The sequence below is a fragment of the Streptomyces sp. NBC_01261 genome (assembly GCF_036226385.1).
Taxonomy (GTDB): domain Bacteria; phylum Actinomycetota; class Actinomycetes; order Streptomycetales; family Streptomycetaceae; genus Streptomyces.
The window spans coordinates 7375164-7389101 of sequence record NZ_CP108463.1; the positions used below are offsets into that span (position 1 = coordinate 7375164).

Annotated in this window: 12 protein-coding genes; 9 read left to right on the forward strand and 3 right to left on the reverse strand. The window is 72.3% G+C overall.

Features of this window, described 5'->3' with window-relative positions; all coding sequences use genetic code 11:
- Positions 1–7 precede the first annotated feature (7 nt).
- From OG226_RS32810 to OG226_RS32835, 6 genes are all read left to right on the forward strand, one after another.
- Positions 8–400, forward strand: coding sequence for a VOC family protein (locus OG226_RS32810; RefSeq protein ID WP_328683409.1), 393 nt, complete (start codon positions 8–10; stop codon positions 398–400).
- Between the two features lie 88 nt (positions 401–488).
- The gene (locus OG226_RS32815; RefSeq protein ID WP_328683410.1) at positions 489–1046 is read left to right on the forward strand and encodes a hypothetical protein; all 558 of its coding nucleotides are present in this window, start codon (positions 489–491) and stop codon (positions 1044–1046) included.
- Positions 1047–1091: 45 nt separating this feature from the next.
- Entirely contained in the window at positions 1092–4310 is a 3219-nt protein-coding gene (locus tag OG226_RS32820; RefSeq protein ID WP_329350912.1) for a S41 family peptidase, read from the forward strand.
- A 118-nt stretch (positions 4311–4428) separates the two neighbouring features.
- Complete coding sequence (locus tag OG226_RS32825) at positions 4429–4782, forward strand: histidine triad nucleotide-binding protein (RefSeq protein ID WP_328683412.1); 354 nt, start codon at positions 4429–4431, stop codon at positions 4780–4782.
- A 6-nt stretch (positions 4783–4788) separates the two neighbouring features.
- Entirely contained in the window at positions 4789–5694 is a 906-nt protein-coding gene (locus tag OG226_RS32830) for a ribonuclease Z (RefSeq protein ID WP_329350913.1), read from the forward strand.
- 20 nt (positions 5695–5714) lie between these two features.
- Positions 5715–6707 carry an adenosine deaminase gene (locus tag OG226_RS32835; protein WP_329350914.1) on the forward strand — a complete coding sequence of 331 codons (993 nt, stop codon included), beginning with the start codon at positions 5715–5717 and terminating at the stop codon, positions 6705–6707.
- 80 nt (positions 6708–6787) lie between these two features.
- Here the strand turns inward: OG226_RS32835 and OG226_RS32840 are convergent, their stop codons facing one another.
- The gene (locus tag OG226_RS32840) at positions 6788–8068 is read right to left on the reverse strand and encodes an MFS transporter (protein ID WP_329350915.1); all 1281 of its coding nucleotides are present in this window, start codon (positions 8066–8068) and stop codon (positions 6788–6790) included.
- Positions 8069–8624: 556 nt separating this feature from the next.
- Complete coding sequence (locus tag OG226_RS32845) at positions 8625–9368, reverse strand: IclR family transcriptional regulator (RefSeq protein WP_329350916.1); 744 nt, start codon at positions 9366–9368, stop codon at positions 8625–8627.
- A gap of 94 nt (positions 9369–9462) precedes the next feature.
- Here OG226_RS32845 and OG226_RS32850 point away from each other — a divergent pair, with 94 nt between their 5' ends.
- From OG226_RS32850 to OG226_RS32860, 3 genes are all read left to right on the forward strand, one after another.
- Entirely contained in the window at positions 9463–10410 is a 948-nt protein-coding gene (locus tag OG226_RS32850) for a 5-dehydro-4-deoxyglucarate dehydratase (protein ID WP_329350917.1), read from the forward strand.
- A complete protein-coding gene (locus OG226_RS32855) occupies positions 10407–11696 on the forward strand; it encodes a glucarate dehydratase family protein (protein ID WP_328683418.1) in 1290 nt (429 codons plus the stop codon). The genes OG226_RS32850 and OG226_RS32855 overlap by 4 nt, the downstream gene beginning before the upstream one ends.
- Before the next feature lie 196 nt (positions 11697–11892).
- A complete protein-coding gene (locus OG226_RS32860; RefSeq protein WP_328683419.1) occupies positions 11893–13050 on the forward strand; it encodes a carbohydrate kinase family protein in 1158 nt (385 codons plus the stop codon).
- 84 nt (positions 13051–13134) lie between these two features.
- Here OG226_RS32860 and OG226_RS32865 read toward each other — a convergent pair whose 3' ends face one another.
- The gene (locus OG226_RS32865) at positions 13135–13860 is read right to left on the reverse strand and encodes an FAD binding domain-containing protein (protein WP_329350918.1); all 726 of its coding nucleotides are present in this window, start codon (positions 13858–13860) and stop codon (positions 13135–13137) included.
- Positions 13861–13938: the final 78 nt, after the last annotated feature.

Consider the following 13938-nt stretch of genomic DNA (forward strand, 5'->3'; position numbering starts at 1 on the left):
GATCGCCGTGGAACTCGCCCAAGTACGACTGCTCGTCACCGACTTCGCCGCCTGCTACCGCTTCTACGCCGAAGTCCTCGGCCTGAAGCCCCAGTCGGGGACGGCCGAGGGACCGTACGAGAAGTTCAGCCCCGCGATCGGGTCCGCCGGGATCGCCCTTCAGGACCGGGCGATGATGGCCCAAGTCCTGCGTGAACTGGGGGACTTGGCGACCGGACACCGCTCGCTGGTCGTCCTGCGCGTCGACGACCTGGACGGGTACTGCGAGCAGATCACCGCCCGGGGTGCGGAGCTGCTGCACGGGCCCGCGCCGATGACGGACCGGATGCGGGTCGCCCACCTCAAGGACCCCGAGGGCAATGTGGTGGAGCTTCAGGAGTGGCTCCTGCTGCGCGGCTGAGACCGTCCGCCGGGGAAATGCGCCCCCGGCGCGCGGGTGGCCGTATGCGCTCTTCCGCGCGCGCTCCGACGGTGACAGGCTGCCGCCCATGAGGGTGTTGAGACGGAACCTGCTTCGGCCGCGCGGGCGGCGGGTGGCCGCTGTGGCGGGGCTCGCGGTGGTGACGGTGGGCGGGGCCGTCGCGTGCCAGCCCGGTGATCTCAGCTCGGCGACCGTCGCGTACACCACCGACAAGACGGCGACCGCGGAGCTCAAGCGGGACCACGTGGGCGTGCGCTGGCTGACCTGCACGGGCAACTACGGCGACGACAAGGCCTACACGCCCGGGAAGACGCCCGCGCCGACCGAGACCACGGTCGTCGGCGTCGACTGCCAGGGGCAGACGACCGACAACCGGGACATCACCGTCACCGGCAAGGTCACCCGGGCCGTCGACGGCGCGTGTGTGCGCGGTGACCTGGTCGCCAAGGTCGGCGGCAGGCAGGTCTTCCACGTCACCGGGCTCGGCGACTGCAACGCGGCGACGCCGTCGTCCGTGAACAACCCGAATCCGACGCTGACCTACGGTCCGGGACCGACCGTCACGGTCACCAAGACGATCTGGTGCAAGGGCGATCCGACCTGCTGGCCTGTCGAGGGCAAGTGATCCAAAGGGCTGTCGGCGGATGGCACCGATGCATAACCTGATCAGGTGACTCAGCCCTCAGCGTCCGCAGCCCAGGCCTATCTCCGCTTCCCGCACCTGCACGGCGAGTTGGTCGCCTTCACCGCCGAGGACGACGTGTGGCTGGCGTCCCTCGACAGCGGCGGCCGGGCCTGGCGGGTCAGTGCGGAGAACGTGCCGGTGACCCACCCCCGCATCTCGCCCGACGGCACCACCGTCGCCTGGACCTCCGCCCGCGACGGCGCTCCCGAGGTGCACATCGCCCCGGTCGACGGCGGCCCCGCCAAGCGCCTGACGTACTGGGGCAGTTCACGCACCCAGGTGCGCGGCTGGACCGCCGCCGGCGAGGTCCTCGTGACCAGCGCCCACGGCCAGGCCAACCTCCGCCGCAGCTGGGCCCGTTCGGTCCCGCTGGACGGCGGACCGGCGACGATCCTCCCGTACGGCTGGGTCGGCGACGTCGCCCACGGTGAGACGGCCACGGTCCTCCTCTCCGCCCCCATGGGCCGCGAGGCCGCCTGGTGGAAGCGCTACCGGGGCGGTACGGCGGGCAAGTTGTGGATCGACCGCGACGGCGACGGCGAATTCACGCGCCTGCACGAGGAGTTGGACGGCAACATCGAGTACCCGGTGTGGGCGGGGGAGCGGATCGCGTTCCTCTCCGACCACGAGGGCACCGGCGCCCTGTACTCCTCCCTCGCGGACGGCTCCGACCTCCGCCGCCACACCCCCCTCGGCGGCTTCTACGCGCGACACGCGTCCGGTGACGGCACCCGGATCGTCTACTCCTCCGCCGGTGAACTCTGGCTCCTCGACGACCTGGACGGCGCCGAACCGCGCCGCCTCGACATCCGGCTCGGCGGCCAGCGCATCGACCAGCAGCCGTTCCCGGTGCCCGCGGCCCGCTGGTTCGGGTCCGCCTCGCCCGACCACACCGCACGCGGCAGCGCGGTCGCCGTGCGCGGTGCCGTCCACTGGGTCACCCACCGCTCCGGCCCGGCCCGCGCGCTGGCCGCCACCCCCGGTGTCCGCGCCCGGCTGCCCCGCACCTTCCGCGCCGACGGCGAGGAGTGGGTGGTGTGGGTGACGGACGCCGAGGGCGACGACGCCCTGGAGTTCGCCCCCGCCACCGGCCTCGCCCCCGGCGCCACCCCGCGCAGGATCGCCGCCGGACAGCTCGGCCGCGTCCTCGCCCTCACCGTGGCCCCCGACGGCAGCCGGGTCGCCGTAGGCTCGCACGACGGACGCGTCCTCCTCGTCGAGCGCGAGACCGGCGAGGTCCGCGAGGTCGACCGCAGCGAGGACGGCGACGCCTCGGGCCTCGCCTTCTCCCCGGACTCGGCCTGGCTCGCCTGGTCGCACGCCGGCCCGCGCCCCCTGCGCCAGCTCAAACTCGCCGGCACCACCGACCTGTCGGTCACCGAGGCGACCCCGCTCCGCTTCCAGGACTACGCCCCCGCCTTCACCCTCGACGGCAAGCACCTGGTGTTCCTCTCCACCCGCTCCTTCGACCCGGTCTACGACGAGCACGTCTTCGACCTGGCCTTCGTGGTCGGCGACCGCCCGCACCTGATCACCCTCGCCGCGACGACCCTGTCCCCCTTCGGCCCGCAGCGGCACGGCCGCCCCTTCGAGGCCCCCGACAAGGAGGAGACGCCCGACAGCGAGGGCCGCCCCACCACCCGCGTCGACCTCGAAGGCCTGGCCGACCGCATCGTCCCCTTCCCGGTGGAGGCAGGCCGCTACACGAACCTGCGCGCGGCCAAGGACGGAGTCCTGTGGCTGCGCCACCCGGTCCAGGGAGTCCTCGGCGCCACCCGGGCGACCCCCGAAGACCCGGACCCCAAAACGGAGTTGGAGCGCTACGACCTCGCCCAGCAGCGCATCGAGCACCTCGCCGGGGACGCCGACCACTTCGAGGTCAGCGGCGACGGCAAGCGCGTCCTGCTCTGGACCGACCACAAGCTCCGTGTCGTACCGAGCGACCGCCGGGCCTCCTCCGAGGAGGACGACAACGACACGAACATCAACGTCGACCTGTCCCGCATCCGCCAGACCGTCGACCCGGCCGCCGAGTGGCGCCAGATGTTCGACGAGACCGGCCGCATCATGCGCGACAACTTCTGGCGCGAGGACATGAGCGGCGTCGACTGGACCGGCGTCCTGGACCGCTACCGCCCGATCCTCGACCGCGTCGCGACCCACGACGACATGGTCGACCTCCTCTGGGAGGTGCACGGCGAACTGGGCACCTCGCACGCCTACGTCACCCCGCGCGGCGGCTACGGCCACGGCGAGCGCCAGGGCCTGCTCGGCGCCGACATCTCCCGTCACGAGGACGGCAGTTGGCGCATCGACCGCATCCTGCCCTCGGAGACCTCCGACCCGAACGCCCGCGCCCCGCTCGCCGCCCCCGGCGTAGCGGTCCGCACGGGAGACGCGATCCTCGCGGTGGCCGGCCAACCCGTGGACCCGGTGACGGGACCGGCCCCTCTCCTCGTCGGCACGGCGGGCAAACCGATCGAGCTGACGATCTCCCCGGCAGCCGGCGGAGACCCGAGGCACGCGGTCGTCGTCCCCCTGGCGGACGAGGAACCCCTCTACTACCACGCCTGGGTCGCGGACCGCCGCGCCTACGTCCACGAGAAGTCCGGCGGTCGCCTCGGCTACCTCCACGTCCCCGACATGCAGGCCCCCGGCTGGGCCCAGATCCACCGCGACCTGCGCGTGGAGGTCGCCCGCGAGGGCCTGGTCGTCGACGTCCGCGAGAACCGCGGCGGCCACACCTCACAGCTGGTGGTCGAGAAACTGGCCCGCCGCATCGTCGGCTGGGACCTTCCGCGAGGCATGCGCCCCTACAGCTACCCCGAGGACGCACCCCGCGGCCCCGTAGTGGCCGTGGCCAACGAGTTCTCCGGCTCGGACGGCGACATCGTCAACGCGGCGATCAAGGCACTGGGGATCGGCCCGGTGGTCGGCACGCGCACATGGGGCGGCGTGATCGGCATCGACAGCAGGTACCGGTTGGTCGACGGGACCTTGATCACCCAGCCCAAGTACGCGTTCTGGCTTGAGGGTTACGGGTGGGGGGTGGAGAACCACGGCGTCGATCCGGACGTGGAGGTGGTGCAGAGGCCTCAGGACTACGCGGCGGGGCGCGACACCCAGCTGGACGAGGCAATCCGCCTGGCATTGGAGTCACTGGAGACCGTTCCGGCAAAAACCCCGCCAACCTTGCCAAGTTAGGGGGCGCGGGGCTGTGTCGACGTGCGGCTCCGCCGCGGGCGCGCCCAGCCCCCACGCACCCGCACCCAACGACGATACGATGCCCGCGTAAAACACCCCAGCCTCGGAGGGAACGCCCATGTCAGGGGACCCGCAGGACGACTGCCTGTTCTGCAAGATCGTCGCAGGCCACATCCCGGCGACGATCATCCGGGAGACAGCCACCACCGTCGCGTTCCGGGACATCAACCCCCAGGCCCCGACCCACGTCCTGGTGATCCCGAGGGTCCACTACCCCGACGCCGCCTCCCTCGCCGCGGCCGAACCGGCAGTCGCCGCCGACGTACTGCGCGAGGCCGGCGAGGTCGCGACCGACGAGAAGCTGGACAGCTACCGCGTCATCTTCAACACCGGCAGCGGCGTGGGCCAGACCGTGTTCCACGCCCACGCCCACGTCATGGGCGGTCGCGGCATGCAGTGGCCGCCCGGGTAACTCGCCATGTCCGTACGCGAGTTCGTGGTCCTCGGCACAGCCAGCCAGGTCCCCACCCGCCACCGCAACCACAACGGCTACCTGCTGCGCTGGGACGGCGAGGGCATCCTCTTCGACCCGGGCGAGGGCACCCAGCGCCAGATGCTGCGCGCCGGGGTGGCCGCGCACGACCTGAACCGGATCTGCGTCACGCACTTCCACGGCGACCACTCCCTCGGCCTCGCGGGCGTCATCCAGCGCATCAACCTGGACCGCGTCCCGCACCCGATCACCGCCCACTACCCGAAGTCGGGCCAGCGCTTCTTCGACCGCCTGCGGTACGCCACGGCGTACCGCGAGACGGTGGGCATCACGGAGTCCCCGGTGTCGGAGGACGGCGCACTCGCCACCACTCCCGCGTACACCCTGGAAGCCCGCAAGCTCTCCCACCCCGTCGAGTCCTACGGCTACCGCCTCACCGAACCCGACGGCCGCCGCATGCTCCCCGACCGCCTCGCCGCGCACGGCATCAAGGGCCCGGACGTGGGCCGCGTCCAGCGCGAGGGGACGATCGGCGACGTGACCCTCGACGACGTCAGTGAGGTACGACACGGGCAGCGTTTCGCGTTCGTCATGGACACCCGGCTCTGCGACGGGGTGCACGCCCTCGCGGAGGGCTGCGACCTGCTGGTCATCGAGTCGACGTTCCTGGACGAGGACGAGCAACTGGCCGTAGACCACGGCCATTTGACCGCGGCGCAGGCGGCGGGGGTGGCGCGGGAGGCAGGCGTACGGCACCTGGTCCTCACGCACTTCAGCCAGCGGTACTCCGAGCCGGCGGAGTTCGAGCGGCAGGCGCGGGCGGCGGGCTTCGAGGGGGAGCTGACCGTGGCCCACGATCTACTCAGGGTGCCGGTTCCGAAACGGCGGTAAAACACCCGTACGATACTCCGATGCCCATTCCCAAAGCCGAACTGCACCTGCACATCGAAGGCACCCTGGAACCCGAGCTGGCCTTCGCGCTCGCGGCCCGCAACGGCGTCGAGCTGCCGTACGCGGACACCGAGGAACTCCGGAAGGCGTACCTCTTCGAGGACCTCCAGACCTTCCTGAACCTCTACTACGAGCTGATGGCGGTCCTGCGTACCGAGCGGGACTTCGAGGACCTCGCCAACGCCTATCTCGCCCGCGCCGCCGCGCAGGGTGTACGGCACGCGGAGATCTTCTTCGACCCGCAGGCGCACATCGCGCGGGGCGTGGACATGGGCACGGTGGTGGAGGGCCTGTGGCGGGCCCTGGGCGGCAGCGAGACCAACCACGGCATCTCGACCCGCCTCATCCTCTGCTTCCTGCGCGACGAGTCCGCCGACTCGGCCCTGCGGACCCTGGAGGCCGCGAAGCCGTACCTCGACCGGATCACCGGCATCGGCCTCGACTCGGCCGAGGTCGGCCACCCGCCGGTGAAGTTCCGCGAGGTGTACGAGGCCGCCGCCGCGCTGGGTCTACGACGCGTCGCGCACGCCGGTGAGGAGGGCCCGCCGGCCTACATCACCGAGGCGCTGGACATCCTCGGCGTGGAGCGCGTCGACCACGGGCTGCGGTGCATGGAGGACGAGGAGCTGGTGGCACGCCTGGTCCGCGACCGCGTCCCGCTCACCCTCTGCCCCCTGTCGAACGTCCGGCTGCGCGCGGTGGACGTCCTCGCCGAGCACCCGCTTCCGGCCATGCTGGACGCGGGCCTGCTCTGCACGGTCAACTCCGACGACCCGGCCTACTTCGGCGGTTACGCGGGCGACAACTTCGACGCGGTTCGCTCGGCGCTGGGCCTGACCGAGGACCGGTTGCGCGAGCTGGCCCGGAACTCCTTCGTGGCGTCCTTCCTGGAGGACGACGAGGAGCGGCGGGTTCGTTATCTGGCCGAGGTGGAGGCGTACGAGTTCTCGTAGGTCGGCGGTGACTCTGCGGGCCGGTGGGGGCCGGTCGCGCAGTTCCCCGCGCCCCTGGGGGGTTGGGGCTGGGCGTGTGTCTATGTGCTGCTCAGTTGCCGGGGGCCCGCCGTGTCGTAGGCCCTCTGCGCCGGGACGGCCGGGGTGTCCAGCGGGATCTCGACGACCTGCTGTTCGGGGGCGCCGATCTGCGGGACCGTGCCCCCGCGCCGTCGGACCGTGCCCGGCGCCAGCAGCCGGCCGCCGGTGTGGAGAGCGACCCCGGTCATCGGTACCGCGATCACGACCAGCCCCACCGCGAGGATCGCGCCCATCGCCGGGAATCCGGCCCGGGCCGACAGCACGCTGCCGGCCAGGGGTCCCGCCGCCGTACCCAGCGAGGAGGCCGAGCCGACGAGGACGGCCCAACGTCCGCGCGGATCAAGGGAGGCGGCGAGGCCGAGGACGTAGGACAGGACGATCGGGTAGAGGGTGTTCCAGGCGATCTCGCCGGTCGCGAACGTCCTCAGGTCGTGCGCGGACGCGCTGAGCACGATGCAGCCCGCGATGAGCGCCGTCCCCGCGCCGATCGGCACCGCGCGCCCCAGCCGGGCCCCGAGCGCGCCCGCGCCGATCACGCCCACCAGCCCCGTGCCGAGCGCGATCGCGAAGACCGCGCCGACGGTGACCTCGGAGAGGTGGGCCTGGTTGATGCCGATGCGGCCGCTGACGCCCCAGAGGGAGTTCTGGGCGAGGGACCAGCACACCAGGGTGCCGGCGAGGACCAGTCCGGCGCGGCGGTGGGGGAGTCCGGCGGTCTCCACGCGTGTGTGCGCCGTCGTCGTACGGACCGGGAGGCGTCCGGTCAGTGGCCATACGGCGAGTGCGGTGAGCGCGATCGCGGCGAGCGGCTGGCCGTGGCCCGCGCCGAGGTGCGGGACCGTCAGATAGACGGCACCGGCGAGCGCCGACACGCACAACAGGCCGAGCGTGGACGCGCGATGGGGATCCCGTTCGGCGGCGATCCCGGACGCGGCGACCGTGGTGGCCGTACCCGAGCCGAATCCGCCGACCACCGCGCCCGCGACGACCGCGGGGACGGCGTGGGTGAGGGCGGCCGAGCCGTACCCGAGAACGGCGAGGGCGAGACCGATCCGCGCGAGCGTGCGCGGCCCGACCCGGTCGACCCGAGAGGCGAGCAGAAACCCCGCCGCGGCCGAACTCAGCAGCAGCGCGCTGCCGACGGCACCGGCCTGCGTGGCGGAGAGCGGCAGCCCCGCGTCGAGTCTGCCGACGGTGGTGGGGAGGAGGTAGGGGGCTAGATACCCGGCCGTGAAAAGGGCGATGAGGGGCCAGGGCGTGGTGGTGCTGCGGGCGTACACGGGCGTTCCCAGGGCATGCGAAAGAAGCGGCTCAAAAAGGGGATTGGGCGACGACCGTCGACGGACAGGAACGCGCGGCCAATTTGTATCAAGCACGTGGTTCACGAAAGAAGGGCGGGGGGTGTGATCTGGGGCACGTTCAGTTTGGGGTCGGGAGCACCGGGTAAACGAGCGCCCAATTCCCGGTGCCGGGGGCGTCATTCGGCCTGCCTGGCACGTCTCGGCGCAGGCCAGCGGGCCAGCGGGCTCAGTTCGGTGGGGAGGTCTCGGCGCAGTCCGGCGGGCCGGTAGGTCAGCACGCTCGGTTCAGCTGGAAGGTCTCGGCGCAGGCCGGAACGCTCGGTTGGTCCGGTGCCTTCAGCTCCGGTGCCTTTCGGCTTCCGCGCCTTTCGCTCCGGCGCCTTCGCCTCCCGCGCTTTCGGCTCCTGTGCCTTTCAATGCCGGCCCGCAATTTTCAGCCCGTTGGGGGTCCCCCCTCTGGGGGAGTTTGAGGACGAGGCCCCTTCAGGGCCGATGCGGGGGTCTGGGGGCGCAGCCCCAGAAGGCGCGCCCACTACTACCGCCAGTGCACAGCCCCACCCGCCGCAGCCGACGCACCCTCGATCTTCGCCCGGATCTCCCGCATCACGGCAACGATCCGCCCTTCGTGCCCCGGCGTCAGCCGAGCCACCGGCACCGAGCAACTGATCGCGTCCAGCGGCGGGTTGTCGTAGCGCAGGGCGAAGCCGAAGCCGACGATCCCGGCGACGCCCTCCTCGCGGTCGATCGAGTAACCCCGGGCGCGGATCGAGGCGAGGTCGGCGGCCAACGCGTCCCGGGACGTGTGGGTGTTGGGCGTCGCGGCCTCGTACGGCCCGGCCGGCAGCTCGGCGTCCGGGCGCTCGGCGAGGAGCGCCTTGCCCAGGGCGCCGACGTGGGCCGGGAGCCGTCGCCCCACCCTGCTGATGGTCCGCAGGTACTCGTGCGACTCCCGCGTCGCCAGATACGCCACGTCCCGCCCGTCCAGCCGCCCCAGATGGATCGTCTCGCCGAGTGCCTGGGAGGCCTCGTCGAGATACGGCCGTACGACCCGCACGCGCGGGTCGGAGTCCAGATAGGTCGTGCCGGTGATGTCCGTGCGGACCCAGCCGTGTGCGATCAGGGTCTGGAGGAGGGCGTACATCGAGCTGCGCGGTACGCCCAGCCGGTCGGCGAGTTCCTGGAGGCGCGCGGGACGGTCGCCGCGCGCGGCGAGCAGTTCGAGCAGCTCGACCGTACGGGCGGCGGACTTCACCTCGCGGACGCCACCGGGCTCTGACATGGGGCGATGGTAGCGAGCGCGGGCGCCCCATTGACGGTCGAGGTTCGTGTATCTAACCTCTGTCTTCATACGTGGATAACGTCTACATAGGGAGATGGCAGTGAACGGCGACACGGAGACCGTGGTGCGCAGGCTCCGGGACGGGATGACGGGCGGAGTGCTCTCCTTCCCGCTCACCTCCTTCCACGACGACGGCTCCCTCGACCCCGACGGCTTCCGCACCCATGTCGCGGCCCGGATCGCCACCGCCCCCGGCGCGGTGTTCCCCGCCTGCGGCACCGGCGAGTTCTTCTCGCTGGACGAGGACGAGTACCGCACGGTCGTCACCATCGCGGTGGAGGAGGCGGCCGGCCGCGTCCCCGTCGTCGCCGGAGTCGGCTACGGCTGGGCACAGGCCGCCCGCTTCGCACGCATCGCGGAGGAGGCCGGCGCCGACGCGCTCCTGGTCCTCCCGCACTACCTCGTCGCCGCCCCGCAGGACGGCCTGGTGGCCCAGCTGGAGCAGCTCGCCGCCCGCACCCGGCTCCCGCTCATCGCCTACCAGCGCGGCCAAGTCGCCTTCACCGCGAGCTCGTTGAAGCGGATCGCGGCGATCCCCGGCGTCATCGGCCTCAAGGACGGCCACAGCGACCTCGACCGCCTGCAACGCCTCACACTCGCCGCCCCCGAGGGCTTCCTGTTCTTCAACGGCGCCTCGACCGCCGAGATCCAGGCCCGCGCCTACGCCACGGTCGGCGTCCCCGCGTACTCCTCCGCCGTCCACGCCTTCGCCCCCGAGATCGCGAACGCCTTCTTCACCGCGTTGACGGACGGCGACGACAAGGCCGTCGAGCGGCTGCTGCGCGACTTCTACGTCCCGCTCGTCGAACTCCGCGACCGCGTACCGGGATACGCCGTGTCGCTGGTCAAGGCGGCGGCCCGGCTGCGCGGCCAGCCGGTGGGACCCGTGCGCGCCCCGCTCACCGACCCCTCGGCCGCCGACCTGGCCGAACTCACGACCCTGCTCGCCACCGGACTCGACCTCGTAGGAGCCGCGCTGTGAACCTCACCATCGCCGACGTCCGCCTGACCCCGATCCTGGTCGCCGACCCGCCCCTCCTGAACACCCAGGGCGTCCACCAGCCCTACACCCCGCGCCTGATCGTCGAGATCGAGACGGCCGACGGGATCACCGGCCTCGGCGAGACCTACGGCGACACCAAGTACCTGGAACTGGCCCGCCCCTTCGCCGAGAAGCTGACCGGCCGTCAAGTCAGCGACCTGAACGGCCTGTTCACGGTCGCCGACGAACTGGCCGTCGACAGTTCGCGGGTCTCCGGACAGGTCGACGTCGGCGGCCTGCGCGGTGTCCAGACCGCCGACAAGCTGCGCCTCTCCGTCGTCTCCGCCTTCGAGGTCGCCTGCCTCGACGCCCTCGGCAAGACGCTCGGGCTGCCCGTACACGCCCTGCTCGGGGGCAAGTTGAGGGACGCGGTCGAGTACAGCGCGTACCTGTTCTACAAGTGGGCCGACCATCCCGAGGGCGTCGCGAGCGAGAAGGACGACTGGGGCGCCGCGATCGACCCGGCCGGAGTCGTCGAGCAGGCGAGGAAGTTCAAGGAGCGGTACGGCTTCACCTCCTTCAAGCTCAAGGGCGGGGTGTTCCCGCCCGACGAAGAGATCGCCGCCGTACGGGCGTTGGCGGCGGCCTTCCCCGACCACCCCCTGCGCCTCGACCCCAACGGGGCCTGGTCCGTGGGGACCTCGCTGAAGGTGGCGAAGGAACTCGGGGACGTCCTCGAATACCTGGAGGACCCGGCGCTGGGCACCCCCGCCATGGCCGAGGTGTCCGCCGGGACCGACGTGCCGCTCGCCACCAACATGTGCGTGACGACGTTCGCCGAGATCGAGGAAGCCTTCACGAAGGACGCCGTACAGGTGGTGCTCTCCGACCACCACTACTGGGGCGGACTGCGCAACACCCAGCAACTGGCCGCCATCTGCCGCACGTTCGGCGTCGGCATCTCCATGCACTCCAACACCCACCTCGGGATCAGCCTCGCCGCGATGACCCACGTCGCGTCGACCGTCCCCAACCTCCACCACGCCTGCGACTCCCACTACCCCTGGCAGTCGGAGGACGTCCTCACCGAACGCCTCACCTTCACCGACGCCAAGGTCACCGTCTCCGACGCCCCCGGCCTGGGCGTCGAACTCGACCGCGCCAAGCTGGAGTTCCTGCACCGGCGGTGGCTCGACGACGACGGTGCGCTGCGCGAACGCGACGACGCTGCCGCGATGCGCGTCACCGACCCGGAGTGGGTCACGCCGTCGATGCCGCGCTGGTAGGAACCGGGTGACCGGATCCGGACGTGTGCGGTGCGGTGTCCGCGGGCGGGGCGGCACCGGCCGCGGCACGCACCGTAGAGCCCGGACCTGCGGTTGCCCGACACCGGTGCGACGGGCGGGTCCGGAGCGGGAGCCGCCCTCACGCGCGCGTGGTGGTGCACACTGGCCTGATCCGTATCACGTCAGGGAGCGCACCGTGACCGCGTCCAACGCGTCCACCGGAAAGGGACCGTCGTCCCGCAGCGAAGGGCCGTCCTGCGGGGTCGATCCGCTGGCCGGGCTGCGCGCGGCGGACGATCCGCCCTGGGACGTGTATCTCACCGGCACCGTCTTCCTCGACATCATCTTCACCGGGCTCGAATCCGCCCCGGTGCGCGGCACCGAGTCCTGGGCGCGAGGGATGGGGTCGAGCCCCGGGGGAGTCGCCAACATGGCGACCGCGCTGGCCCGTCTCGGGCTGCGGACCTCCCTCGCCGCGGCCTTCGGCGACGACCACTACGGCGAGTACTGCTGGGACGCGTTGCAACAGGGCGAGGGCATCGACCTCTCCGCCTCCCGCACGGTCCCCGGCTGGCACTCCCCGGTCACCGTGTCGATGGCCTACGAGGGCGAACGCACGATGGTGTCGCACGGTCACGAGCCGCCCCCCGAGGTCGTGTTCGGGCAGGGGGGCGCACCCGACTGCCCGCCACGCGCGCGTGCCGCCGTCGCCTCGCTCACCCCCGGCAAGCAGGCCCCCTGGGTCGCCCAGGCCGCGAGCGAGGGCACCCGGATCTTCGCCGACGTCGGCTGGGACGACACCGGCGCCTGGGACCTCGCCGGACTCGCCGACCTCGCGCACTGCGAGGCGTTCCTGCCGAACGCCGAGGAAGCCATGCGCTACACCGGGGCCGACTGCCCCCGCGCCGCCGCCCACGCGCTCACCGAACACGTACCCCTTGCCGTCGTCACGCTCGGCGCGGACGGCGCCTACGCCGTGGACCGGCGTACCGGAGAGTCCGCCGAGGTCCCGGCGATCGCCGTCGAGGCCCTCGACCCCACCGGCGCGGGCGACGTCTTCGTGGCCGGTTTCGTCACCGGTACCCTGGCCGGCTGGCCGCTCGCCGACCGCCTCGCCTTCGCCGGACTCACCGCCGCCCTCTCCGTCCAGGAGTTCGGCGGCTCGCTCTCCGCGCCGGGCTGGTCCGAGCTCGGTGCCTGGTGGCGCAAGGTGCAGTCGGTCGAGGGCCAGGACCCGACGGCCCTGCGCCGGTACGCGTTCCTGGCGGGGCTCGTACCGGCGGAGCAGGGCAGCGGCAGCCCGTGGCCGCTGCGGCGCGCGGTGCCGACGATCGGGTTCGGCCGGTCGACCTAGGGGCGGCGATGAGGGGCAACGAGGGGCATGGGCGGCCGGGCAGTCGTCGCCGGCCCCGGAGTCCCGGAGGCGAACCGTTCCCGCTCAGCGGGCCGCCGCACGCTCCAGCACACCGGTGACCTCTTCCCGTACCGCCTCGAAGACCGCCTCGGGCAGGGTGCCGAGCGGTGTGAGCGCCAGGGCGCCGAGGACCCGGGCGGCGTCCGTGCCGTAGGGAACGGTCTCGCTGAGCACGTCGTAGCCATCACGGACCGCGACCCGCAGGACGCGCGCCTCCGTGCCCTCCGCCGCTCCCACCGCCACCGCGACCACGAACGGGACCTCGCCCCGCAGCACACCGGTCAGCTTGCGATAGCCGCTGGCGACCGGCTCCGGCCAGCGCAGACTCAACAGCACCGGCCGCTTCGCGAGCAGCTCGGCGAGGTCGGTCTCGACGGGACCGTCCGGCTCCAGGACCACCGCGCGGGCGTCCAGCACCAGCGCGGCGGGCAGCAGACAGCGCAGCGTGCTGCCGACGATGTTGCCGCCTACTGTCGCGGTCCGGCGTACGGCCCCGGTGCCCACGCCCGCCGCGGCCCGCCGCAGCACCTCGGGCACCCGCTCGTCCATCTCGTGCAGCAGTACGGCCGCGCCCAGCGTCCCGTCCCCGATCACCTTCGCCTCGGGCAGCTCCCGCAGGGACACCGCCTGCTCGGGGAACCCGTCCCGTTGCCAGGAGGCCCACACAAGCGTCGCCCCGCCGACGGGCACCGCCCCCTCGGCCAGGCACTCCTGTGCTTCGGACACGGACGTGGGCAGACGCACGAACACAGCGGCCGACCTGCTTTCCCTGTACGGCCCGGCGGTGGGAGCCACGGCCCACCGGCCGGATCTCCTGCTGACACTTGG

Excerpts from the sequence above, each read along its gene's own strand:
- OG226_RS32850 (WP_329350917.1), top strand. The coding sequence starts at position 9,463 with ATGGCAGTGAACGGCGACACGGAGACCGTGGTGCGCAGGCTCCGGGAC.
- OG226_RS32835 (WP_329350914.1), top strand. The coding sequence starts at position 5,715 with ATGCCCATTCCCAAAGCCGAACTGCACCTGCACATCGAAGGCACCCTG.
- OG226_RS32845 (WP_329350916.1), bottom strand. The coding sequence starts at position 9,368 with ATGTCAGAGCCCGGTGGCGTCCGCGAGGTGAAGTCCGCCGCCCGTACG.
- OG226_RS32830 (WP_329350913.1), top strand. The coding sequence starts at position 4,789 with ATGTCCGTACGCGAGTTCGTGGTCCTCGGCACAGCCAGCCAGGTCCCC.
- OG226_RS32825 (WP_328683412.1), top strand. The coding sequence starts at position 4,429 with ATGTCAGGGGACCCGCAGGACGACTGCCTGTTCTGCAAGATCGTCGCA.
- OG226_RS32815 (WP_328683410.1), top strand. The coding sequence starts at position 489 with ATGAGGGTGTTGAGACGGAACCTGCTTCGGCCGCGCGGGCGGCGGGTG.